Origin of the sequence: Isobaculum melis (assembly GCF_900111355.1) — a bacterium.
Lineage (GTDB): Bacteria > Bacillota > Bacilli > Lactobacillales > Carnobacteriaceae > Isobaculum > Isobaculum melis.
In genome coordinates, this window is sequence record NZ_FOHA01000001.1 from 339,161 (window position 1) to 361,732 (window position 22,572).

A 22,572-nucleotide genomic window follows, 5' to 3' on the forward strand; every position below is an offset into this window, starting at 1 on the left:
TATTTGTGAAATGGAAAAATCAGCTTTCGTTTAAAGTTTATGGTGAGTATGCTTTGTTTACTGACCCATTGACTAAAATGGGTGGTGAAAAAATGACGTATCAGGTGCCAACTTATCAAGCTTTGAAGGGAATTACAGAGTCAATTTATTGGAAACCTTCAATTGTCTATTATATAGATGAAGTTCGTGTAATGAATCCAATTCAAATGGAATCAAAGGGTATTCGACCAATGAAATATAATGACAGCAGTGCCAGCGATTTAGCCTACTATACTTATTTGAAGAGACCGTGCTACGAAGTAAAGGTTCACTTTGAATTTAATCCGAATCGTCCAGATTTAAAAGGGGATTGGAATGAAGATAAGCATTATCAAATATTAAAACGATCAATCAAAGCGGGTGGCAGAAGAGATATTTTCTTAGGAACAAGAGAATGTCAAGGTTACGTAGAATCTGTCGTTTTTGGCGAAAAAAAAGGTCACTATGATGATTATGAGGGCGAATTACATTTTGGTACAATGTTGCACGGTTTATCTTATCCCGATGAAACCGGAAAAGATGAGCTAGTGGCTCGTTTATGGCAGCCAATTATGAAAAATGGAGTTATCGAATTCAAGCGTCCAGAAGACTGTACCCTTGTCCGTTCATTGCGGACGATGCAGGCGAAAACCTTTGAACTGTCAGAGCTTGAAACGGCAGAGCGTTTATTTGAAACCTTAGAAAAGGAGGACAAATCATGAGTTGGTTGAATGATCTGTATGAAACTTATGAGGAAAATGCGGAGCAAGCAGGCAAAATACAACGGACAAACTATGGTAAAGAAATCGTTTTATTACCAGTCTCTCATGCTTACCAAAATGCTCAAATTGAAGTAACGATTACAACAAAGGGAGATTTTTATTCGGCTAAGGTGATTCCAAAAGAGGAAGCGCCGACTGTTATTCCAGTAACAATTTCTTCAGCTGGAAGAACCAGTAAGCCAGCACCACACGGCTTACATGATGGTTTGCAATATGTTGCAGGTGATTATGAAGCATATGGTGGTGTCTATAAACAAGCCAATTCTTATCAACAATATATAGCGCAATTAGAAAAATGGTGTCAATCTGATTTTGCTCATCCATCAGTTCAAAGCATTTTGATTTATCTAAAAAAAGGCAATCTGATTGAAGATTTAGTTCAAGAAAGAATCATGTTTGAAAAAGATCATCAACTCATACCAAAGTGGTCTAAAGAGTTGGAATCAGAATTTGGAGAAAAGCCACCATTATTCAACGTTTTAAGTGGCGATCAAACAACAGCGTTTATCCGTTTTTCCATTCATGAACCTGGAAAATCTAATCGTCCACTATGGGGAGATATAGAAATTATTGATTCATTTGTGAATTATTATAGCGATGAATTACCAAAAGCAGGACTAGATTATGTCACTGGAAGAATTCTTCCTCTAACGGAAAATCATCCTTCTAAAGTTCGTTATGGTGGAGATATGGCAAAAATTATTTCTGGAAATGATACAGTAAATTTTACGTATAGAGGGCGCTTTTCTGATAAAAATCAAGTAGCTTCAATTAGTTATGAAGCCTCACAAAAAGGACATAATGCATTAAAATGGTTAATTGCTAAACAAGGCTATATCATCGATGGACGAGTGTTTTTAACTTGGGGAAAAGCTGAAGTTCCTAGTCCACAAGCGTCTAGTTATGATTTGTTTGCTGGATTTTATGCTGAGGATGAAGGAGCTGAGAGCTTAGTCACAAATGATACAACCCATCAACAATTTTCAGAACTATTAAAAAAAGCGCTTAAGGGTTATAGTGTGAACCTTGCTTACCATGCACCTGTTCACATCATGATTCTAGACGCAGCAACACCTGGTAGAATGGGGATTTTATATCATCGCTCAATTGAAAAAGAACAATATTTTAGGCGAATCGAAGCATGGCATCAGACTTGTTTTTGGCGACATACTTACGGCATGAAAAATAAAGAGCGCTATACTTTTTGGGGTGCACCTTCCTTAAGAGATATTGCTGAATCAGCCTATGGAGCAAGAGCCAATGACACTTTAGTGAAAAATACCATCAATGAATTATTTCCATGTGTAGTTGATGGGAAAAATATTCCAGTAAATATTGTGAGGAGTTTACTTCAAAGAGCTTCAAACCCTGTTAGCATGGAGAATTGGGAATGGCAAAAAACGTTAAGTATTGCCTGTGCAGTCATGAAAAAGCATTTTAACTTTAAAGAGGAGGAAAAAAATGTGGCATTAGATAAAAATGAAACAGACCGAAATTATTTATTTGGAAGAATGTTGGCGGTAGCGGATGTTTTGGAAGAAAGAGCATTGTATAAGGCAGGAATTAAAAGAAGCACAAATGCCATTCGTTATATGAATGCATTTAGTTCACATCCTGTGACAACATGGAAAATCATTCAAGCTAATTTGATTCCTTATCAAGCAAGATTAAGAAATAAGGGTGGCTTTTATCAAATGCTACTGGACGAAATTGGTGCGTCTTTTAAGATTGAAGATTACTCAGATAAAGCTTTAAATGGCAAATATTTATTAGGCTATTATAGCCAAAGAGCAGAATTAAACAAAAAACCAGAAGAGAAAACGGAGGACTAAAAAAATGACAACTTTAACACACAAAATTGATTTCAAAGTAATTGCTTCAGTAACTAACGCTAATCCAAACGGTGATCCACTTAATGGTAACCGCCCACGTCAAAATTTTGAAGGCTATGGAGAAATCTCTGATGTTGCAATTAAACGAAAAATACGTAACCGTCTACAAGATTCAGGTGAACGAATTTTTGTTCAATCTGATGATCGTACTGATGATGGGTTAAGAAGTTTAAAAGATCGTGTTGACTCGATTGAAGAATTAAAAAAAATTGCCAGTGATAAAAAGAAAGCAGATGTTACTCGTTTTAGTGAAATTGCCTGCGAAACATGGATTGATACTCGCAGTTTTGGACAAGTATTTGCCTTTAAAGGTCTTGAATTATCTGTGGGTGTTCGTGGGCCTGTTTCGATTCAAACTGCAATAAGTGTTGATCCAATCGATATTAACAGTATGCAAATCACTAAAAGCGTCAATTCAGTCAGTGAAGGTGGTGGAAAAAGTTCCGACACTATGGGAACTAAGCATTTCGTCGATTTTGGTTTATATGTTTTCAATGGTAGTATCAATGTTCAATTAGCTGAAAAAACTGGTTTCACCGAAGCTGATGCAGAAAAAATCAAGGAAGCATTAATCACATTATTTGAAAATGATGCCTCATCTGCCCGTCCAGACGGTAGTATGGCTATAGAAAAAGTATATTGGTGGACACATCCAAGTAAAATGGGTAAACACTCATCTGCTAAGGTTCATCGTTCAGTAAAAATTGAAAAAATTTCAGAAGTGGATCGTCCAAAATCATTTGAGGATTATCAGGTAACTGTTGAACAATTAGAAGGAATCAAATTGGATGAAATAGAAGGATTATAGCATGTACGAGGAACAAGATTATCTGATGATTTCAGGAATCCAGCATTTTCTATTTTGCCGTCGTCAATGGGCGTTAATCCATATTGAACAGCAGTGGCAGGAAAATGTCCTGACTTTAGAAGGAACTTACCTTCATGAAAAAGCGGATCAGCCAACAATCAGAGAAAAACGCAAGGATCGTTTGATTGTGCGGGCATTACCCATTCATTCACCAACTTTTGGACTCACAGGTATTTGTGATGTTGTTGAATTCATTCAAGATCCCAACGGTGTCCCTTTAAATGGAGAAATAGGAACCTATTCACCAGTTCCTGTTGAGTATAAGCATGGTAAACCTAAGCAAGAGCTTAGTGATGTCCTGCAGTTAACAGCACAAGCTGTTTGCTTGGAAGAAATGTTAGCATGTGATGTCCCAAAAGGTTATTTATATTACCATGAAACAAAACGGCGAGAAGAAGTGGCAATTACCGAAGTTCTTTGAGAAGAATTAAAGAAAAATATTTCAGAAATGCATCAATACTGGTCTAGAAGTTATACGCCAAAAGTGAAAACCGGAAATTTTTGTAAAAAGTGCTCGCTTCAGCAGATTTGTTTACCAAAATTAATGAATGTTCAAACTGTCAAAGGTTATTTGGATCGGAGGTTGTCTGAATGAGAAAACTATTAAACACCCTATTTGTCACGACTCCTGACACCTATTTAGCTTTGGATGGTGAGAATATCGTGGTAAAAAAAGAAGACACGAAATTAGGCAGAGTTCCATTACACAATTTAGAAGGAATTGTTACAACCGGCTATCTGGGTGCTAGTCCAGCGTTAATGCGAAAATGTGCGGAAAAAAATATTGCCTTAACATTTTTGACGAGCAGTGGTAGATTTGGTAGTCGAGTGACAGGAGGAACCACAGGGAATGTTATGTTGCGAAAAAAGCAATATCGAATTTCTGATGTGGAAGAAGAAAGCATTCAAATAGCCCGTCATTTTATTATTGGAAAATTATATAATCAGCGTTGGATGCTGGAACGAATGACGCGAGATAATGGGATGCGAATTGATGTGGAGCAGTTTAAACAAATTTCGGAAGAATTAAAAAAATATATTGAAGCAATCCGTCAATCTACAGAGTTAGAAACACTTATGGGAATTGAAGGACAGGCAGCTAATCGCTATTTTTTGCTTTTCGATCAAATGATTTTACAACAAAAATCAGATTTCGGATTTTACGGTAGAAATCGCAGACCGCCTTTGGATAATGTGAATGCTATGCTTTCTTTGGCGTATACGTTACTAGCACAAGAATGTGCCGCAGCTTTAGAAACTGTGGGGCTGGATCCGTATGTTGGCTTTCTACATCAAGATCGACCGGGTAGAGTTTCTTTGGCATTAGATTTAATGGAAGAATTACGTGGTATTTATGCGGATCGTTTTGTTCTCACTTTGATTAATAAGAAAGTAGTGACTGCCAAAGATTTTATCAAAAAAGAAGGTGGTGCAGTTCTTTTAACAGATGATGGTAGAAAAAAATTCTTTAAAAGTTGGCAAGATAAGAAGCAAGAGCAAATTCAGCACCCATTTTTAGGTGAGAAAATCAATTGGGGTTTGGTTCCTTATGTTCAAGCATTGTTATTGAGCCGTTTTTTAAGGAAGGATTTAGATGGCTATCCACCGTTTTTATGGAAGTAGGTGAGAACGATTGCTAGTGTTGGTTACTTATGATGTTGCGACAACCTCTAAAAATGGCCCGCGCCGTTTAAGAAAAGTTGCAAAAAAATGTCAAGATTATGGACAGCGGGTACAAAACTCTGTTTTTGAGTGTGTGGTTGATGCTGCCGAATTGACTAAGTTAAAAAAAGAATTGATTGATTTAATTGATGAAGAGATGGATAGTTTACGGATTTATCGATTAGGAAATAATTATCAAAATAAAGTAGAGCACATTGGTGCAAAAGAAAGTTTTAATGTGGAAGATCCATTGATATTTTAAACGTATTATTGGTGCGAACCATAAGTGCACATGAAATCACTGGGGGATTCGCACCAAATTATTAATAGTTTTAACGTGAAATTAGGTGTTTTTCTAATTGAAATTTAATTTAACACAAGTTTTAGGTGGAATAGTGAATGTACGTTCGTGTATTTTGACTGATTTCACGGTCTAACTCTATTTAGAGTTAGTGGATTGAAATTCTTCTAAATGTTCCCACACTTCAACCGGAAGCGTCTAACTCTATTTAGAGTTAGTGGATTGAAATATATCTTTAGTAAAGCGAGGATCCTTAGCTAACGTCTAACTCTATTTAGAGTTAGTGGATTGAAATTAGTTACCGAGTATCAGATTGATGAAGAAGGGAACTATGTCTAACTCTATTTAGAGTTAGTGGATTGAAATACAGTGAAATGTGAATGATATGTTAGAAATATCGAGTCTAACTCTATTTAGAGTTAGTGGATTGAAATATTTGGAGAGATTGATTGTATTTCTGATAAAGGTAGTCTAACTCTATTTAGAGTTAGTGGATTGAAATACAGTGAAATGTGAATGATATGTTAGAAATATCGAGTCTAACTCTATTTAGAGTTAGTGGATTGAAATATTTGGAGAGATTGATTGTATTTCTGATAAAGGTAGTCTAACTCTATTTAGAGTTAGTGGATTGAAATTTTAAGATGATGCACCATCTCAACTACATGATAGTGTCTAACTCTATTTAGAGTTAGTGGATTGAAATTAGCGTCTATGCTCGTGAGAATGACGATAACGGCGTCTAACTCTATTTAGAGTTAGTGGATTGAAATGGTTTACAAATCACTTAGTGATAATCAAAAGATGTCTAACTCTATTTAGAGTTAGTGGATTGAAATAATCTCGTGGTCAAACTGATCCACTGTTTTATTTGTCTAACTCTATTTAGAGTTAGTGGATTGAAATAGTGTGAAACTCACAATTTTAACGTGTTTTGTGAAAGTCTAACTCTATTTAGAGTTAGTGGATTGAAATACAATATGCACAATGATATGGTTACCACCGTAAGTCTAACTCTATTTAGAGTTAGTGGATTGAAATCCAATCAACAATGGCTAATAGAAGAGCTACAGCCGTCTAACTCTATTTAGAGTTAGTGGATTGAAATAGAAAATCAACCATATGCTATTTTTAGAGCTAGTTTACTGAAATATATGTACCAATAGCACGTATACTATGAGGTCAGCTCTATTTAAAGTAAATGAATTAAATCTATTTTCATTTTTTATAAAAGGTTAAAAGATTTGATTTATCTTATTTTTGTAATGATATCTTTGAACGATGTACTATGCGCAACTAGTGTTACAATTTTAATATGGATTGTAATGCTAGAAAATTCTGTAGTAATATTATTTTCAAGCAATTATCCCTTATTGATGATTGTAACAAGCTTTATTTTAATTTACTGAAACTATGAAGTTTTTAAAAATTTCTATTTGGATTATGAAAGGACAACAAATTTAGTAGATAATTAATTTGTTAGCATTTTATCTTCCCTTTCGCCATCGTCAGCCCAGTACTCGCCATATAAACATACTGCATCAAATACATCAACTCACTCACATCTCTCCCAGAATCCGCCGTCCCCTCAGCCACACCAATCTCATACCACAACTGATCCATTCCTTCTTTTGCTAAAACTAAGTATTCCTGTGCCTCACGATCTTCACCTTCTTCCAAATAATCCACCACAGTATAACTATCATCAATCACTTTCCTAGACAATTCAATAATCCTTGCACCATTCTTTTCCATTCCAATTCCTCCTATTCATTTTTGCGCATTCACAAAATAAAAAACGATAATGGCAACCTACACCAATACCGTTTTCAATAGATACACCAAAGACCCCTCATTGAAAAAATCCAATAAATTAGGTACAATAAAGAAGCTAGTGCTTCGGTGCTGGCTATTGGCAACTTGTATAGATAGTGTGAGCTGTTTATACAGGGCTTCATAGATTTGGTTCCCGCCAAGCTATGAAGTGCCATTTTTTTATGCTGTTTTTTACTTCTATCCTGCGACTTAAAAATATAACACTAAAACGCAGGATAGAAAATAAAAAAAGGCATTGAGAAAATTTCCCAATACCATCATCAATAATCTCTAAACAAAACCATAGCTAAATAAATATGTACTCAAAAAATGAACAAAAGTTCCACTAGAAAATTCATTCATCGTTGAGTACAATATAAGAGAGCTAACAAGCAATTGTTAGTGATTATTGGCAACTTGTTGGGCAGTGTGAGCTGTCTCTACAAGGCTTCGAAAGTTCGGTTCCCGCCAAACTTCGGAGTGCCAATTTTTATTTATTTTGACGTTCTTTAAATTCTATCCTACAACCTTAAGTATAAATAAATAGTTTGAAATAAGCAATGAATAATTTAGAAAAAACTCAAAAATATCTCTACAAAGCTAAATAACTATTAGCTTAAATTATCTCACCCTAAGCCAATCAAACCTACCCATTTTATCCTCCAACATGTATAATAACGTTGAGATTCCTATTCACAAAGGAGAGCTAAACAATGAAAGAAAACAAATCAAGCATGCAAAAAGTTAATCAATTCCGTGACGACCGTGATTGGCGTCAATTTCATAAAGAGAAAGATTTAGCTATTTCAATTTCTCTCGAAGCTTCTGAATTATTAGAGCTCTTCCAATGGAAAAATTCTGAGGAAGTTGTCAGCAATAAATTGGAGCGCATCAAAGAAGAGCTTGCGGATGTATTGATTTACTCTTATATGCTGGCAGATAATTTAGATTTAGACATTGATGAGATTATTGCAGAAAAGCTCGTCAAAAATGAAGCGAAATATCCAGTTAATAAAAGCAAAGGGAAGAATGAGAAATATACAGAATTGTAATGTACCAGTTTAATATGAATCAAAGTGAGAAACCTATTTAAATTGCTAAGTAGGTTTTTTAACTTATTGCGAACAATTGCTTGATGTAAATTTTTTTGACAATTACAAAAATGTATCATACAATACAGATAGATACTATCGGTATGTTGCTGAAAGAAGAGGAACAAATTCATGGCAAGAAATAAATATCCTGAAGAAACAAGGAAAAAAATATTAGCTGTAGCGCGTGATCTTTTTTATGAAAAAGGCTATGATAACACAACGATTCAAGATATTATTGATGGACTTGGTGGCTTAACAAAAGGTGTCATTTATCACCACTTTAAGTCAAAAAATGATATTCTAGAGCAAGTGATAGAAACCTTGGGCGTTCCTGATGAGCAAGGAAATTGGTATGAAAATTGGCAAGGCGAAACAGGACTGGAAAAAATTAGATTACAACTTTTGAAATCACTACAAACCTTTGAACGCTATGCAATTTTATACTCTGCAGAAGTATTATTGAAAAGTCCAAGAATGATTGGAGAGGCTTATTTATCCAGCCTAAATGAAGGGGCTGGTTATCTTCAAGTTTATATTGATGAAGGGATAGCAGATGGTTCAATTGTGACGGAGTTTCCAAAAGAGCTGTCAGAATTTGTTTGTTTAACAATGGATGTTTGGTTTGGGTTAAATATTGTGAGGTATTCTAGAGAAGAGCTTGAAAATAAAATGCGTTTTTTACAGCACATTTTTCAAAGTATTCAGGTTCCAATCATCGATGAAACAATATTAAATGCAGCCTTTAATCTCTATGACTATATTCAAAGTAGAAGGTAGTTGCTTTTATTGAATAAATGAAAGCAACTTTGTTTTTAACCTTATACATACCGATAGTATGTATAAAGCAGTTAACTAAAAATTATTTAGGAGGTTACTTATGAAACAAGAGAAAGTATTCACAAATGCCTTAGAAATTACAGCGATTTCTAAAAAATATCAGCGAGGAAAAATACCAGCAAACGATAAGATTACAACATCTTTTCAGCCAGGACAAATTACCGCTGTGATAGGTCATAATGGTGCTGGTAAAACAACCTTATTAAATCAAATAATTGGAACGGTCAAGCCTGATAGTGGGGATATTACCTACCAAGGCTATTCTTTGCTAGGCAACACAAAATTAGCACGTACCTTGGTTTCAATGATGCCACAATTTCATGCACCACTAACTGGCGTAACCTTACGACAATCCATAGAAGCCATCGTACATATTCGGTGCGTTACAGAAAAACAAGTAAAAGCAAGAACGAATCAAATATTAGCAGACTTAAGCTTAGAGCAATGGGCAGACCAATCTGGAGATAAACTTTCGGGAGGGGTGCAGCGTTTAACATCATTTGCTATGGCAGTTGTTTGCCCACCTCCGATTATTTTACTAGATGAGCCAACAAATGATGTAGACCCTGTTCGCCGTAAACTGGTTTGGCAATATATGAGAAAGCTAGCTCAAAAGGGTCATATTATTGTCATCGTAACCCATAATTTATTGGAAGTTGAAGAGTATGCAGATCGTTTTCTTCTATTTGAACAGGGCAGACTGATACAAGATACACCCACTGGAAAATTAAATTCACAGTTCGCAACACATACATTATCAGCCGTATTACAAGATAAAGACGGATTAACAACTGCGCCTAAAGCACTTGAAATAAACTATTTAGAAGAAGAAGCGCGAGTGGTATTTACATTAACTTCGGAGCAAATCATTGAGGCAATTAATTGGTTACTAAAAATGATGGATCAAGGGAAAGTGATAAATTACAAGCTTTCATCTGCTTCTTTAGACGTATCATATGGAGGAATGACAAATGAACAATGAACAAGTTTCGAATCAGATTGCTCGTACAAATTCTTTTGCTTTGAAAAAATTATGGGGCTTGATACGCTGGAGTCTTGTGCGACATAAATATTTAATCTCAGCTTTTAGTTTGGTACAAGCAGTCTTTGCGATTGCCATTGTCTATGGTTTAGCTTTATTAATACCAGAAATTGATGCAGAATCTGCAGTTTACTTATCTTCTGGAGCCATTACGCTAGGTATGATTGCAGTAGGTTGTGTGTTGGCGCCCCAAATTGCTAGCACCTCAAAACAAAATGGCTTGTTTGATTATCAAAGAACACTACCAGTATCGCGGAGTAGCATTCTTTTAGCAGATATTATCATTTGGAGTGTAGCTTCATTACCCGGTATTATGATGAGCTGTCTTGCGACCGTTCTTCGTTTTCAGATTACAATTCATGTGACACCATCTAGTATATTCACAATTTTGATCACTCAGATAACAATGATTTGTATTGGCTTTGCGATTGCCTACTGGTTACCACCTAATGCAATGGCACTAGCTACTCAAATAATCATGATAGGTGGGCTACTTTTTTCTCCAATTACTTATCCAATTGCTAGACTGCCAGAATGGACGACCTATATTTATCAAGTTCTTCCATTTGTTCCAACCAGTAATCTCATTCGTGCCACATTGTTTCAGTCAGAAATATTAGACCCGATAAATTTAATTGTTGTTTTAGGGTGGGCAGTAGTTGCCTTTATTTTTGCCTTAATGGCATTAGCAAAAAGGAAATGATGATGCAACAAATTATGACTAAGAATGTCTAGATGAAATTAAGTGAAGATTTGATTTTCCAAGATGATTTCTTGTGTATGAATTAATTTCGTTGGTTATCGCGCCTATCTTGGTAGGTCTAGTGATTGAACTAGTTTCTCATTGGCTGGATAAGAAAGATGATAACTGAAGCAAGTTGTAGTCTAGCCTATACATTCGTCATCACAATGAGCGTAAAAAAAACACTCTATTCACAGTAGAGTGTTTTTTGTTTCTTGCAATAAATTAATTTCGTTTCGCAAGTTCATTATAGCATGGTCCAGGTTATGAGTCTATTTTTTCTCTTATTTTTCAATCAACTCCGCAGCTTCCTCATCCAAAATCACCGTCAAATTAGGCAATAATCTCAAATAAGAAGAAGGGAACGCTGCATCCAATGGTCCTTCCAAGGCACGCTTCACAGCCTGCGCTTTCTTCACACCATTTACAATCAATACCACATGCTTCACCTTCAATAAAGCAGGCAACCCAAGTGTATACATATAATCAGAATGATTCTCGCCAATACTTTCCTGATAAGGCGCATTCCAAGGATAAATATCACTCAGCTCCACACGATAAACCTCCTGATCATACTGCGTACATTCAGGCATATTCGCGCAAAAGTGACCATCATCACCCATTCCAATCAGCATCAAATCAAGTCCACCATCATCTGCCATCAGTTGTGGGAAATCCAAATAATTCTCATCATTCATTGCTGTTAAATGCCCCGCCTCAACAGCAGCAGGCTCAAAGAAACAACGATTTAAACCATCTAAATTATCAAAGCCAACTACAACATCCTCTTGATTTCGAATCGGCGTCTCATCAAACGTATAATAAAACACATTTGATAAATCTTCTACCCCGGCCATCTTATCCACCAATAACTCATACATCCGCTTAGGTGTGCTCCCGCCAGTCAACGATAAATTCACGCGCTTATCCTGTAACATCGTACTCAATACAAGATTCGCTGTCATTTCACTCAAAGCTTCATAATCCTTCACAACAAGCTTCTTCAATTACTCCACCTCTTTTGCAATTTTTTTAAACATTCTAAACAACTTCTTAGATAAAATAAACTGCGCTTGAATCGTCATCATTGTGTCCTGCGCATGGCTGAATAACGGCGAGTAAGGAATCTCTTCTCCAGCCGCTTCTTTCTGGACAATTTTGGTTTGATAGCCATGTGCTTGATTCAACAAATCCTGTGCTTCAACCATTTTTGCATCTGCTGCTTCAAATTGATCATTTTCCAATAAATCATAGCCTTCCATTAAAGCTGTGCGCGCATCTCCTGCATGTAAAATCATTGCCATTGCAACCTGTACAATCTCATCTTTATCCATCATTTCGTTCAGCCTCCAACATCATTTCTTCTTTATCATAAGCTTGCAAGAATGGATACCAAACTAATGCAGCCACTACAAATACCACAATTACTAAAAAGATTGCTTTAAAATCACCTGTTACAAGGTAGCCTTGAATCGGTGCGGGAATAAACCATAAATTAAAGATTTTATCCGGTATCGCAACCAAGCCCGAATGTAACGTAAAGTAAACAATCGTTGGCGCCAAGAAAGAGTTAATCCAAAATGGAATCATCATCAAAGGGTTTAACATAATCGGTGCCCCAAAAACAATTGGTTCATTAATATTGAAAATACTTGGAATAATCCCAACTTTACCAATTGCTTTCAAACGTGCTGATTTTGTAAACAATAAGAGAATCGCTAATGGTAAGGTAACACCCATTCCTCCTAAAGTAACCAATCCTTGCACCACTTCACCTGTATTAATATTGACTGCTTCTAAACCTTGACGAACCAATTCAGTATTTTCAGAAATCCCAGCTAATTGAATCGGATAGAACAGGCCATATAGTAGCCAAGGACTAATCCCAAAGGAATATAAAACCGTTGTAACCAAGATATAAGCCAGTAAACCTAAGTAGCTTTGGCCAAAATTAGTTAAAGGTGATAAAGCGGTTGTTAAAACTTCTAAGAAATTAATCTGAGCAACAAAGACCACCATGTAGCCACATAATAAAATGACTAAAATAGGCATAAATGAGTCAAAGCTTGAGACAATATAATCTGGAATTGTATCATTATTTTTAAAGAAGCTTAATTTTTCCATTAAGATGAAGACAAACGCTGTAAAAATCCCAGCAATAATGGCTAAAAACATGCCGCCAGAACCGAAGTTGTCTCCTTGGAAAATCCATTCTCCATTTTCACCAAAGATAGGTACTGTAAACATTAAGTAAAGGCCAACGTTTGCAATCCCAGCTAGGTTTTTCTTATTGTCCATTTTCTTTCTTTGTAAAATAAACACTGGAAAAACAAAAGCTAATGCTAAACCAATCAACCCAAAGCTAAAGGAGCTAATAGGCGTTAAATCTGGGAACCAGGTAAAATAATTATTTAAGATAGATAAAACCGAAACCACTGATCCAACTAAGGTTAAAGGTAAGGTACTTAAAATGGCATCCTGCAAGCTTGCTATCCATAAGTTACGAGATAGCTTGGTTGCAAAAGGTGAAACATATTTATTTACAATCTCAATAAATTTTTTCATGATTAAACCTCCATCATTTGTAACACTTTTTCAACTGCTAATTCTCCGTTTAATGAACCATAAATGGCGTTTTCAATCACAGCTAATTTAACCGATGTGCCTGCAATACGTTCTTTGATTTCTTCTTCTAGATATTTTAAGTGTGGTCCTAAAAGTAACACTTGAATCTCATTTTTGAAGTTATCCACATCACTTTCACTTTTAGCAAAAATATCCATCATTAAACCCTTTTTCTTTGCTGCCTTGCGCATACTACTTGCAAGAAAACCACTACTTGCACCGCCACCACAAACCAACATTACTTTGATTTCATCCATTATTCATTCCTCCTAGCTATTTGATACATATAGTGTAGCATCCACCTGTTTTTTAATGAATCACACTTTTGCACTGTGATGGTGCAAACGCCTTTTGGTTATTTTCGTAAAATCCTATATAATGAGAGTAAGAGTAAAAATGCATGTGAACTAGGAGGAAAGATGATGAACGAGAAATATTTGAAGCTTCTTTTGTTATTAAGTGAACAGCAGGAGTGGAGAGTGTCTAAGGAATTATCTCAACTTTTAGGATTTTCTCAGAGAACCATCAAAAATTATATTCAGCAAATAAATGAGGAGCTTCCTGAAGCTATTCTTTCATCAAAAAAAGGCTATAAATTAAATGCTTTAAAAAGAGCAGACATCTTTGCGTATTTTAGAATAGATACGAATAATAAATTAGAGACCATTGAGCATAGAAGAAAGTATTTATTGTTGGATTTGTTAAAGGCTAATGAACCGCTAAATATCTTTGATTTAAGCGAGGCGCTTTTTGCCAGTGTAACAACCCTAAAAAATGATGTGCAACAATTGAATAATGACATGAAAGAATATGAGATAAAAATTGTCTTTTCTGGTGATTACTTAGAAGTGATTGGCGAAGAGGCTGGTCAACGAAGAGCTTTTATTGATCAGGTTTATGAAGACACAGATTTAACCCTCTTAACAGTTGAGATGATTCAACAGCTTTTCCCAGAGCTTCCTGTTTTGGTCATTAAAGAAATGATCAGTGATTTACTAGCCAAGCAGCAGCTTTTTGTGGATGACTATGTCTTAACCAGTATTTTATTGCATATTGTGTTATTTATTGAGCAGGCCAAAGAGGGAACCAAAACCATCCCAAGTAAACAAATTGAGATTTTAGATCAGGATTTATACGAGCTGTCCAAGCAATTAATGGCACAATTACAAGCTGAATTACAGATTCAATTTGAAGCGAATAAAATCTATGAAATTTATCTGTTGTTTTTAGCGAAAACAGCTTCCTTTGCCTATAAAAAAGTGACAAGAGAGAATATTCAATCCTTTGTGAGCAAGGAAACCTTTGATATTGTTGAAAGTATTATTGAGTTTTTAAATCATTTTTATGTGGTAGATTTAAATGATGATAGCTTCTATATTCCTTTTATTTTGCATACCAATAGCTTAATTATTCGTGCAAGAGCGGGGCATTTATTGAAGAATCCTTTATTAGCTTCTGTTAAAGATGGCCATCCTTTTATTTATGAATTAGCCGTTTCGGTGACCAATATTATTAGTGAACAGATTGATTGTCGGATTTCTGCTGATGAAATTGGCTATGTTGCCCTTCATTTAGGCGGCGCATTTTCTAAAGAAAATCAGAAATATCATAAGTTAGTTTGTGCACTACTCGTACCAGATGTTCGGTCATTAGCTCACAATTTAAAGAAAAAAATAGAAACGCAATTTAGTGACAATATTTTTATTGAAAGTGTTTATGCGACCCATTCTGATGCGAAGGAGCTTGCTAATTTTGATTTAGTGATTTCTACAATTCCTTTGTTAGCAGTGGATAGTAGTCTGCCTGTTGTGCAAATTAGTCCATTTTTCTCGATTGAGGATCAAAAGAAAATTTATTTTAGCATTGATGACATTAAGTTGCGGAAAACTTATGCGGCCTTTAAAGAGAATCTTTCAATTGTCACCGATGAGAAGTATTTTATGCGGAATACTGTGCTGAAAAATCGCGATGAAGTGATTGAAGTAGTGGCGGATATTTTAGAAAATGAAGGTATTGTTGAGAAGGATTTCAAGGGAAATATGATTGCCAGAGAAGAAATGTCTTCCACTGCGTTTCATAATTGTGCCATTCCACATACCTTTAAAATGACCGCATTAAAGTCCAAACTCTATATGATTATTAGTGAAAAGCCCATTCAGTGGGGGAAAAATCATGGTGTGAATTTTGTCTTTTTATTTGCAATTAATGAAAAGGACAAGCAGCTATTTTATAACATTTTTGAGATTTTATCGTTGATTTTTTCTGATAAAAATCATGTATTACAAGCAATCAAGCTAAAGAAATTTGATGATTTTATTGCATTCTTATTATCACAAGAGCATAATATTATGGAGTAGAATTTTTAATAGAAAGTGAGGAGTTAAATGGAAAAGAAAATAACCGTTTTTAATTGGGCAGGATTGATTAGTGCTATTTTATTTTTGCTGTTTTTTGTAGATTGGGCCATCTATGCTTTGTCTCGTAGCTATGGAGAAAATCCTTTTTCTTGGCTCTTTTTCCTCATTTCAAATGGTCTGATTCTTTTTGCACTTGTGATGCAATTTACGGTCATTACTTTAACACCTCATCAAATCATTGTAGAGAGAATGTTTCATTTTAGAAGAAAAGCATATGATTTAAACCAACATGAGGTGACATTTGGGTATATTGTACCCGGTTATAGAATGTCTAACTACCCAATTGATATCAAAAATAAGACAGATCAGTCTATGAGAAGAATTAATTGTGGTAGAAAAAGATGTCAAAAGTTTAAGGAATTTTGGCAAGTAAATCACCAAGAGAAGTAAATACATAGGATTCAAAGAGGATGCGCTATGTTATAAACTGAATATGAAAGCTTAGAGAAAATGAATGAACTTCATTTTCTCTTTTTATTTTCCTAACCCTAGGAAAAAACTTGATTTGTAAGCGTATTCAACCTTTTCTATAATAAAGGTAACAAATAACCGAAAGGGTGAAAAAAATGAAGCATATCCTATTAATCTGTGGTTCAGGTGCATCAAGTGGTTTTATGGCAGCAGCGATCAGAAAAGCGGCCAAAAAAAGAGGGGAAGAAGTGAGTGTGAAGGCAGCAAGCGAATCTCAATTAGATGAACGGATCAATGAAATTGATTACTTGCTGATTGGTCCGCACTTATCTTATATGCTGGATGATATTCAAAAACAAACAGCAGAGAAAAATGTCAAAGTCGCCGTCATTCCACAAAGCACATATGGGACTTTAAACGGAGATAAAGCCTTAGATTTAATCTTAAGTTTGGAGGAATAAAAATGAAAAAGATAATGGATTTTATGACAAATTCATTTGCACCAAAAGTGAATAAAATCGTTAAAAACCCTTGGATTTCCGCAATCCAAGATTCGATTATGGCAGCTTTACCATTAGTATTTGTTGGTTCACTCATTACAGTTGTCTCTTTGCTGAAAAATATTTTTGAGAGTATTCCAGATTTATCCATGATTAGTAATTTTTCTTTTGGAATGTATGGTCTAGTTGTCGCTTTTCTGATTCCTTATTATCTCATGGAAAAAAAGGGCAATAGCGGACAGAAGTTAATTTCAGGTGCAACAGGAATGGTTCTTTTCCTGATGTTACTTTTCCCAACCGTTACGGCAGAAGGTAGTATTACCTTTATTTTAGCGCGTTTTGGCGCAACAGGAATGTTTGTTTCAATGATCACTGGCTTATTCGTCGCTGCAGTCATGAACTTTGCTGCTAAAAAATCACTTTTTGGCGAAGACACACCGATACCAGACTTTGTTGTTGGTTGGTTTAATAGCTTGTTACCCATTACCTTTATTTTAGTGGTTGGTTGGTTGATTACCATACAATTCAATATTGATTTCTTTGAAGTCATCATTCAAATGTTTAGCCCACTTGCAAGTATTGTGCAATCTTATCCAGGCTTTGTGCTTTCAGTCTTTATTCCAGTATTTCTCTATACATTTGGTATTTCAGGATGGGTGATGATGCCCGCAATTTATCCAGTTTATATGGCTGGCTTAGCAGCAAACGCAGAGGCTGTCGCAAATGGTGGACAAGCATTAAATATTGCCACACAAGAAACCTGTTACGCCTTTTCATCAATGGGCGGAATCGGTACAACCTTGGCACTTTCAGTCATGATGCTAGTATTAAGTAAATCAGCTCAATTAAAAGCAATTGGTAAAGCCGTGATTATCCCATCTATCTTTAATATCAATGAACCTCTGGTATTTGGTGCACCAATCGCATTCAATCCTTATTTAATGGTTCCAATGTGGATTAATAGTTTATTAGTACCGACGATTGCCTATATTGCGATGAGTCTTCATTTGGTGAATGTTCCTTCCCAAACGTTCTTGTTATGGTATATGCCTTACCCGATTACTTCTTACTTGGCAACCCAAGACTGGCGCGCAATTGTGATTTGTATCATCATCTTTGTCATCACTTGGCTCGTATTTTTACCATTCTTCAAAGCGTATGACAATTCATTATTAAAACGTGAAAAAGAAGAAGCTTTAGCAGAAGAAGCCGCAGCAATTTAAATATTTGGAGGACGTCACGATGGAATTTACCGAAGAAAATGATCAATTAAATCAACTATCAATGAATATTTTAGTACATGCAGGAAATGCGCGAGAATTTTTAGTGCAAGCCTTAGAGAGCTTGGAAACAAAAGCATTTAGTAAAGCAAAAACTGAGATTAAAGAAGCAAGAAAAGAAGTTGTGATTGCTCATGGCTTACAAACAGATACACTACAGCTAGAAGCAAGTGGTGAACAAATTCGTTATTCAACCTTGTTCTGTCATGCGCAAGATACCTTAATGACGGCGCAAAGTGAGATTCTAATTGGAGAGCATTTAATTAAATTATTTGAAAGCTACAGCCAGGAGGGAATTTAAATGAGTAAAAATTATCAAATGCCAGCAGATTTTCTGTGGGGTGGCGCGATTGCAGCCAATCAAGCAGAAGGGGCTTTTAAAGTTGATGGCAAAGGAATTAGCTTAGCGGATTTACATCGCTATTATCCAGAAAAATCCAATGCAGAAATCAGTGCAGCTCAGCATCAAGGAATGTCAGTAGCAGATGTAAAAGCCAATTTAGCAGATCAAGTTGGCTATTATCCAAAGCGTCATGGGATTGATTTTTATCACACCTACCCAGAAGATTTAGCACTATTAAAAGAAATGGGCTTTAAAACTTTCCGTACCTCCATTGATTGGACAAAAATTTTTCCGACTGGCGAAGAAAGTGAGCCAAATGAAGCAGGGCTAGCTTATTATGACCGTTTGATTGATAACATTATTGAGCTAGGGATGGAACCGATTATGACGATTTTACATTATGAAACACCAGTGGAAATTACGTTGAAATATGGGGGTTGGAACAATCGTGAGGTGATTGATTTATTTGTAAAATATGGAAAAGCTGTACTAGACCGCTATCAAGATCGTGTAAAATATTGGATTGTGATTAACCAAATTAATTTAATCCAGTTTGAGCCCTTTAATTCAACAGCGATTCCTTATGACACAGTAGATAACTATGAAGAAGCCAGCTATCAAGCGGTGCATAACCAATTTGTAGCGAGTGCTAAAATTGCTGAATATGCAAGAACCCTTAATCCTAAGCTAATGATGGGAACAATGGTAGCAGATTGTACGGCTTACCCGTTCTCCTGTAACCCAGATGATGTTATTTTAGCAATGAAGCATAATCGGATGGAATATTTCTACACAGATGTGCAATTTAATGGCGCATATCCGCAATATGCCTTAAATTACTTTAAAGAAAACAACATTCAGCTTGATATTCGTGAAGAAGATAAGGAACTTTTAAAAGCGAATACGATGGATTATTTAGCGATTTCTTACTATTATTCACAAATGGTGGATGCAACTAAAAATACGATTAAAGCAGATTCCATTACTGCTAATCCAAATCTAAAAGCCAATCCTTGGGGGTGGGCAGTTGATCCACAAGGGCTATACAATTCTTTATCACAGTATTGGGATCGTTACCACAAACAAATCATTATTGCTGAAAATGGCTTTGGAATGTATGACGAGTTAGTGGATGGCAAAGTTCACGATGATTACCGTATTTCATATCTTTCAGAGCATATTGCACAAATGAAAAACGCGATGTATGATGGCGTAGAAGTCATTGCCTATTGCGCTTGGGGACCGATTGATATTGTCAGCTGTTCTTCTGCACAAATGGAAAAACGCTATGGCTTTGTCTATGTGGATCTAGATAATGAAGGTCAAGGTTCTGGTAAACGTATTAAGAAAGATAGCTTTGATTGGTATAAAAAAGTGATTGCTTCAAATGGTGAGCATTTGTAAAACAAAACAGTAGAAGTTGATTGTGTAGATTCAAGTGAATAATGAATCAGCAATCAACTTTCTTTGGTTCAGGAGCTGTGAATATGTTAAATGAGAAACAAAAAGAAGTATTGGCGTTTTTAAGGAAAAATGAAAAGCGATGGATTACTTCAAAAGAGTTAGCCTCATTTTGCGGATGTACAACTAGAACGATTCGTAATCGTGTCGCACAAATCAATGAGGAGGCACCTCATATTTTAACCAGTTATCAAGGATATCGACTGAATCCAGCTGTTTCAACACAATTGAATCAAGACGAAACTGGGGATCGTAAGTCACGGATTTTTTTAGAGCTATTAAAAAATTCTTCAGAAGGTGTCAATCTTTATGAATTATCAGATAGCTTATTTATCTCAGAGTCCACCCTTAAAACGGATATTCAGCAGTTAAAAAAGGAGGTCATCGATAATAATATTCAAATTGTTTATGCCCATGATTTTGTCAAACTAACAGGTTCAGAACGGTCAAAAAGACGCTATATGATTTCTCTTTTATATAATGAAGGTGATTTACAAGAAAAGCTAAAGGCCAGTATTCAGCAAATGATTGGCTATATCTCCATGGAAAAGCTCCAAACAACGATTCGAGAAGTAATGGTGTCACGAGGCATTCAAATGAATCAGTACTCACTTAATAATATTGTTTTGCATTATGCCATCAGTATTGAGCGCATTCGTCAGGGGCATGTGATGAAGAAAAGTCCAGAATATCCAAGCTTAGAGGGGCAAACAGAGTATCTCATCGCGAAAGAAATTGCAGATACTTTATCAGAGGACTATCAAATCAATTTTTCCACAGCCGAGTTAGAGCAGTTGGCCTTGCTCTTTATCGGGATGCAAAATGAAACATCAGCCAATCGCCATGATCAGCAATTAGCAGCGTTTGTTGACCCCAAAATTATTGATACCTTACATGCTGTGCTCAAGCAAGTGGAGCAAACCTATTTAATTGAGTTAAATGATGAAGCTTTTTTTAATAAATTAGCGATTCATGTGCAAAGCTTATATTATCGTTCTCATTATGAGAATTTTACCAGAAATAGTAGTCTACTCGATTTAAAAACGGCCTATCCTTTAACCTATGATTTATCTGTGTATATTTCTTCATTGATTCAAGAACGATTAGGGATTTGGTTTAATGATGATGAAATTTCCTTTATTGCGCTACATATTGGCGCCTTTTTGGAAAATCAAAAACATAACTATGAAGCGATTAGAATGGTATTGGTTGTGAATGAATATCATGATATGAGCCATCAGCTACAGCAAAAGCTGGAAAATCGGTTTGGGGATCGGGTGACAATTTTTCTTGTAAATAAAGCAGCGTTAGCCTCTCAGTCTTATGAGATGCTCGTCACAACAGACCGCGTAACTGCTAGTGAATATTCTGGTGCGGTCTTTATTCATCCATTTCTAACAGATAAAGATTTAAGAAAAATAGAAAATCGCCTCTATTCTTTGTATGCACAAAAACATAAAAAGCAGATGTATCATTATATTGAGCAGTTTATTTCAAAGGAGCTTTACTTTAATCAAATTGATCCATCTGAATTAACACCAAAAGAAATACGGGCACAAATCAATCAAAAATTAGTCATGCAAGGTTTTGTGAAGGAGACTTTTAGTCAGAGCGTAGAAAAAAGAGAAGCGATGTCTCCGACTAGCTTTCCATCAGGGATTGCCGTTCCCCATTCTATTGAGCTAGAAGCAGTGAGAAGTGGGATTGCCATGATGACCTTACAAGAAGCGATTATCTGGTCAGGTTATCCAGTAAAATTAATTGCTTTGATTGCGATTAATAAAAATGAAGCCAAAGCCTTTAATGAATTTTTTGAGCAATTTATTGAAATTGTCTCCGATCCAGTTAATACCAAGCAATTAAGTATGGCTGAAGATTATGAAACCTTTATTATGAGACTCAAGATGATGGTTGATGCAAATAACTAATTCTTTATACTATTCAGTATCAAACAGTCATGGAAAATTTCTGCGAAGCATCATTTGATATAGAAAAATTAAAAATATGGTAAGATGAGCTCATCAGATGATCGGCACATCTTACCATATCTTTTTTTAGGGGGAGGTTTACCATGAATGATTTTTTTAAGCTCTACGGTGTGGCTACTATTTCTTTTTTAGTATTAGATTTAATTTGGCTGTTATTGATTGCAAATAAGCTATATCAGCATTATTTAGGTGGCTTATTAGGGCAAACTAAAATTTTGCCAGCAGTACTTTTTTATCTGTTATATATTGGTGGCATGTTATTTTTTGCCGTCTATCCAGGACTGGCGAAGGATAGTCTGGTTTATACCATGATAGCAGGTGGTTTCTTAGGCTTATTATGCTATGGCACCTATGATTTAACCAATCTAGCTACAATGAAGGATTGGCCAGTAGTGGTTACGATTCTGGATTTAATTTGGGGAACTTTTGTTACAGCCGCTACTTCAGGGATAACTTTTTATATCGCGCAGCACTTTAAATGGGGGTAGAGATGC

General features: G+C 35.6%; 23 protein-coding genes, 1 pseudogene and 1 CRISPR repeat array. Of the genes and pseudogenes, 19 read left to right on the plus strand and 5 right to left on the minus strand.

Annotated elements, in window-relative coordinates; all coding sequences use genetic code 11:
* The first annotated feature begins 5 nt into the window (after positions 1-5).
* The 6 genes and pseudogenes from cas5c to cas2 all read left to right on the plus strand — a co-directional run bounded on the left by cas5c (position 6) and on the right by cas2 (position 5,484).
* Positions 6-740: a type I-C CRISPR-associated protein Cas5c gene (cas5c, locus tag BMW29_RS01650; RefSeq protein WP_092649600.1), complete on the plus strand. Its 735-nt coding sequence runs from the start codon at positions 6-8 to the stop codon at positions 738-740.
* A complete protein-coding gene (gene cas8c, locus BMW29_RS01655) occupies positions 737-2,632 on the plus strand; it encodes a type I-C CRISPR-associated protein Cas8c/Csd1 (protein ID WP_092649602.1) in 1,896 nt (631 codons plus the stop codon). Before cas5c ends, cas8c begins: the two co-directional genes overlap by 4 nt.
* A gap of 4 nt (positions 2,633-2,636) precedes the next feature.
* The gene (gene cas7c / locus BMW29_RS01660; RefSeq protein ID WP_092649604.1) at positions 2,637-3,500 is read left to right on the plus strand and encodes a type I-C CRISPR-associated protein Cas7/Csd2; all 864 of its coding nucleotides are present in this window, start codon (positions 2,637-2,639) and stop codon (positions 3,498-3,500) included.
* Between the two features lies 1 nt (position 3,501).
* Positions 3,502-4,155 (plus strand): annotated as a pseudogene (cas4, locus tag BMW29_RS01665) (CRISPR-associated protein Cas4).
* Positions 4,152-5,183: a type I-C CRISPR-associated endonuclease Cas1c gene (cas1c, locus tag BMW29_RS01670; RefSeq protein WP_092649606.1), complete on the plus strand. Its 1,032-nt coding sequence runs from the start codon at positions 4,152-4,154 to the stop codon at positions 5,181-5,183. The pseudogene cas4 and the gene cas1c overlap by 4 nt, the downstream one beginning before the upstream one ends.
* A gap of 10 nt (positions 5,184-5,193) precedes the next feature.
* On the plus strand, positions 5,194-5,484 hold the full coding sequence (gene cas2, locus BMW29_RS01675; RefSeq protein ID WP_092649608.1) for a CRISPR-associated endonuclease Cas2: 291 nt from the start codon (positions 5,194-5,196) through the stop codon (positions 5,482-5,484).
* Between the two features lie 169 nt (positions 5,485-5,653).
* Positions 5,654-6,631: a CRISPR direct-repeat array (repeat unit 33 nt; unit sequence GTCTAACTCTATTTAGAGTTAGTGGATTGAAAT).
* A 371-nt stretch (positions 6,632-7,002) separates the two neighbouring features.
* Here the strand turns inward: cas2 and BMW29_RS01680 are convergent.
* Complete coding sequence (locus BMW29_RS01680) at positions 7,003-7,278, minus strand: hypothetical protein (protein ID WP_092649610.1); 276 nt, start codon at positions 7,276-7,278, stop codon at positions 7,003-7,005.
* 773 nt (positions 7,279-8,051) lie between these two features.
* On the opposite strand from BMW29_RS01680, the gene BMW29_RS01685 reads away from it, so the two are divergent.
* The 5 genes from BMW29_RS01685 to BMW29_RS13815 all read left to right on the plus strand — a co-directional run bounded on the left by BMW29_RS01685 (position 8,052) and on the right by BMW29_RS13815 (position 11,183).
* Positions 8,052-8,390: a nucleotide pyrophosphohydrolase gene (locus tag BMW29_RS01685; protein WP_092649612.1), complete on the plus strand. Its 339-nt coding sequence runs from the start codon at positions 8,052-8,054 to the stop codon at positions 8,388-8,390.
* A 171-nt stretch (positions 8,391-8,561) separates the two neighbouring features.
* Positions 8,562-9,209 (plus strand): TetR/AcrR family transcriptional regulator, encoded by a 648-nt coding sequence (locus BMW29_RS01690; protein ID WP_092649614.1) that lies wholly within the window; start codon positions 8,562-8,564, stop codon positions 9,207-9,209.
* A gap of 100 nt (positions 9,210-9,309) precedes the next feature.
* Positions 9,310-10,251, plus strand: a complete 942-nt coding sequence (locus BMW29_RS01695; RefSeq protein WP_092649616.1) for an ABC transporter ATP-binding protein — start codon at positions 9,310-9,312, stop codon at positions 10,249-10,251.
* Complete coding sequence (locus tag BMW29_RS01700) at positions 10,241-11,014, plus strand: ABC transporter permease (RefSeq protein ID WP_092649618.1); 774 nt, start codon at positions 10,241-10,243, stop codon at positions 11,012-11,014. Before BMW29_RS01695 ends, BMW29_RS01700 begins: the two co-directional genes overlap by 11 nt.
* A 73-nt stretch (positions 11,015-11,087) precedes the next feature.
* On the plus strand, positions 11,088-11,183 hold the full coding sequence (locus BMW29_RS13815; RefSeq protein WP_143047321.1) for a type I toxin-antitoxin system Fst family toxin: 96 nt from the start codon (positions 11,088-11,090) through the stop codon (positions 11,181-11,183).
* A 154-nt stretch (positions 11,184-11,337) separates the two neighbouring features.
* On the opposite strand, the gene BMW29_RS01705 is transcribed toward BMW29_RS13815, so the two are convergent.
* The 4 genes from BMW29_RS01705 to BMW29_RS01720 are packed head-to-tail and all read right to left on the minus strand — an operon-like array spanning position 11,338 to position 13,935.
* Positions 11,338-12,060, minus strand: coding sequence for a 6-phosphogluconolactonase (locus tag BMW29_RS01705; RefSeq protein ID WP_092649620.1), 723 nt, complete (start codon positions 12,058-12,060; stop codon positions 11,338-11,340).
* Positions 12,061-12,390, minus strand: coding sequence for a PTS lactose/cellobiose transporter subunit IIA (locus BMW29_RS01710; protein ID WP_092649622.1), 330 nt, complete (start codon positions 12,388-12,390; stop codon positions 12,061-12,063).
* Complete coding sequence (locus BMW29_RS01715; protein WP_092649624.1) at positions 12,380-13,618, minus strand: PTS sugar transporter subunit IIC; 1,239 nt, start codon at positions 13,616-13,618, stop codon at positions 12,380-12,382. Before BMW29_RS01715 ends, BMW29_RS01710 begins: the two co-directional genes overlap by 11 nt.
* Before the next feature lie 2 nt (positions 13,619-13,620).
* The gene (locus tag BMW29_RS01720) at positions 13,621-13,935 is read right to left on the minus strand and encodes a PTS sugar transporter subunit IIB (protein ID WP_092649626.1); all 315 of its coding nucleotides are present in this window, start codon (positions 13,933-13,935) and stop codon (positions 13,621-13,623) included.
* Between the two features lie 165 nt (positions 13,936-14,100).
* Between BMW29_RS01720 and BMW29_RS01725 the strand changes: the two genes are divergently transcribed.
* The 8 genes from BMW29_RS01725 to BMW29_RS01760 all read left to right on the plus strand — a co-directional run bounded on the left by BMW29_RS01725 (position 14,101) and on the right by BMW29_RS01760 (position 22,566).
* Entirely contained in the window at positions 14,101-16,035 is a 1,935-nt protein-coding gene (locus tag BMW29_RS01725) for a BglG family transcription antiterminator (RefSeq protein WP_177165638.1), read from the plus strand.
* Between the two features lie 27 nt (positions 16,036-16,062).
* Positions 16,063-16,485 (plus strand): acyl-CoA synthetase family protein, encoded by a 423-nt coding sequence (locus tag BMW29_RS01730; protein WP_092649631.1) that lies wholly within the window; start codon positions 16,063-16,065, stop codon positions 16,483-16,485.
* Positions 16,486-16,661: 176 nt separating this feature from the next.
* Positions 16,662-16,967: a PTS sugar transporter subunit IIB gene (locus BMW29_RS01735; protein ID WP_092649633.1), complete on the plus strand. Its 306-nt coding sequence runs from the start codon at positions 16,662-16,664 to the stop codon at positions 16,965-16,967.
* A 2-nt stretch (positions 16,968-16,969) separates the two neighbouring features.
* Positions 16,970-18,229, plus strand: a complete 1,260-nt coding sequence (locus BMW29_RS01740; protein ID WP_092649635.1) for a PTS sugar transporter subunit IIC — start codon at positions 16,970-16,972, stop codon at positions 18,227-18,229.
* Between the two features lie 19 nt (positions 18,230-18,248).
* The gene (locus BMW29_RS01745) at positions 18,249-18,587 is read left to right on the plus strand and encodes a PTS lactose/cellobiose transporter subunit IIA (RefSeq protein ID WP_177165639.1); all 339 of its coding nucleotides are present in this window, start codon (positions 18,249-18,251) and stop codon (positions 18,585-18,587) included.
* Entirely contained in the window at positions 18,588-20,033 is a 1,446-nt protein-coding gene (locus BMW29_RS01750; RefSeq protein ID WP_092649639.1) for a glycoside hydrolase family 1 protein, read from the plus strand.
* A gap of 83 nt (positions 20,034-20,116) precedes the next feature.
* The gene (locus tag BMW29_RS01755) at positions 20,117-22,018 is read left to right on the plus strand and encodes a BglG family transcription antiterminator (protein WP_092649641.1); all 1,902 of its coding nucleotides are present in this window, start codon (positions 20,117-20,119) and stop codon (positions 22,016-22,018) included.
* Between the two features lie 143 nt (positions 22,019-22,161).
* Entirely contained in the window at positions 22,162-22,566 is a 405-nt protein-coding gene (locus tag BMW29_RS01760; protein WP_092649643.1) for a DUF2177 family protein, read from the plus strand.
* The last annotated feature ends 6 nt before the right edge of the window (positions 22,567-22,572 follow it).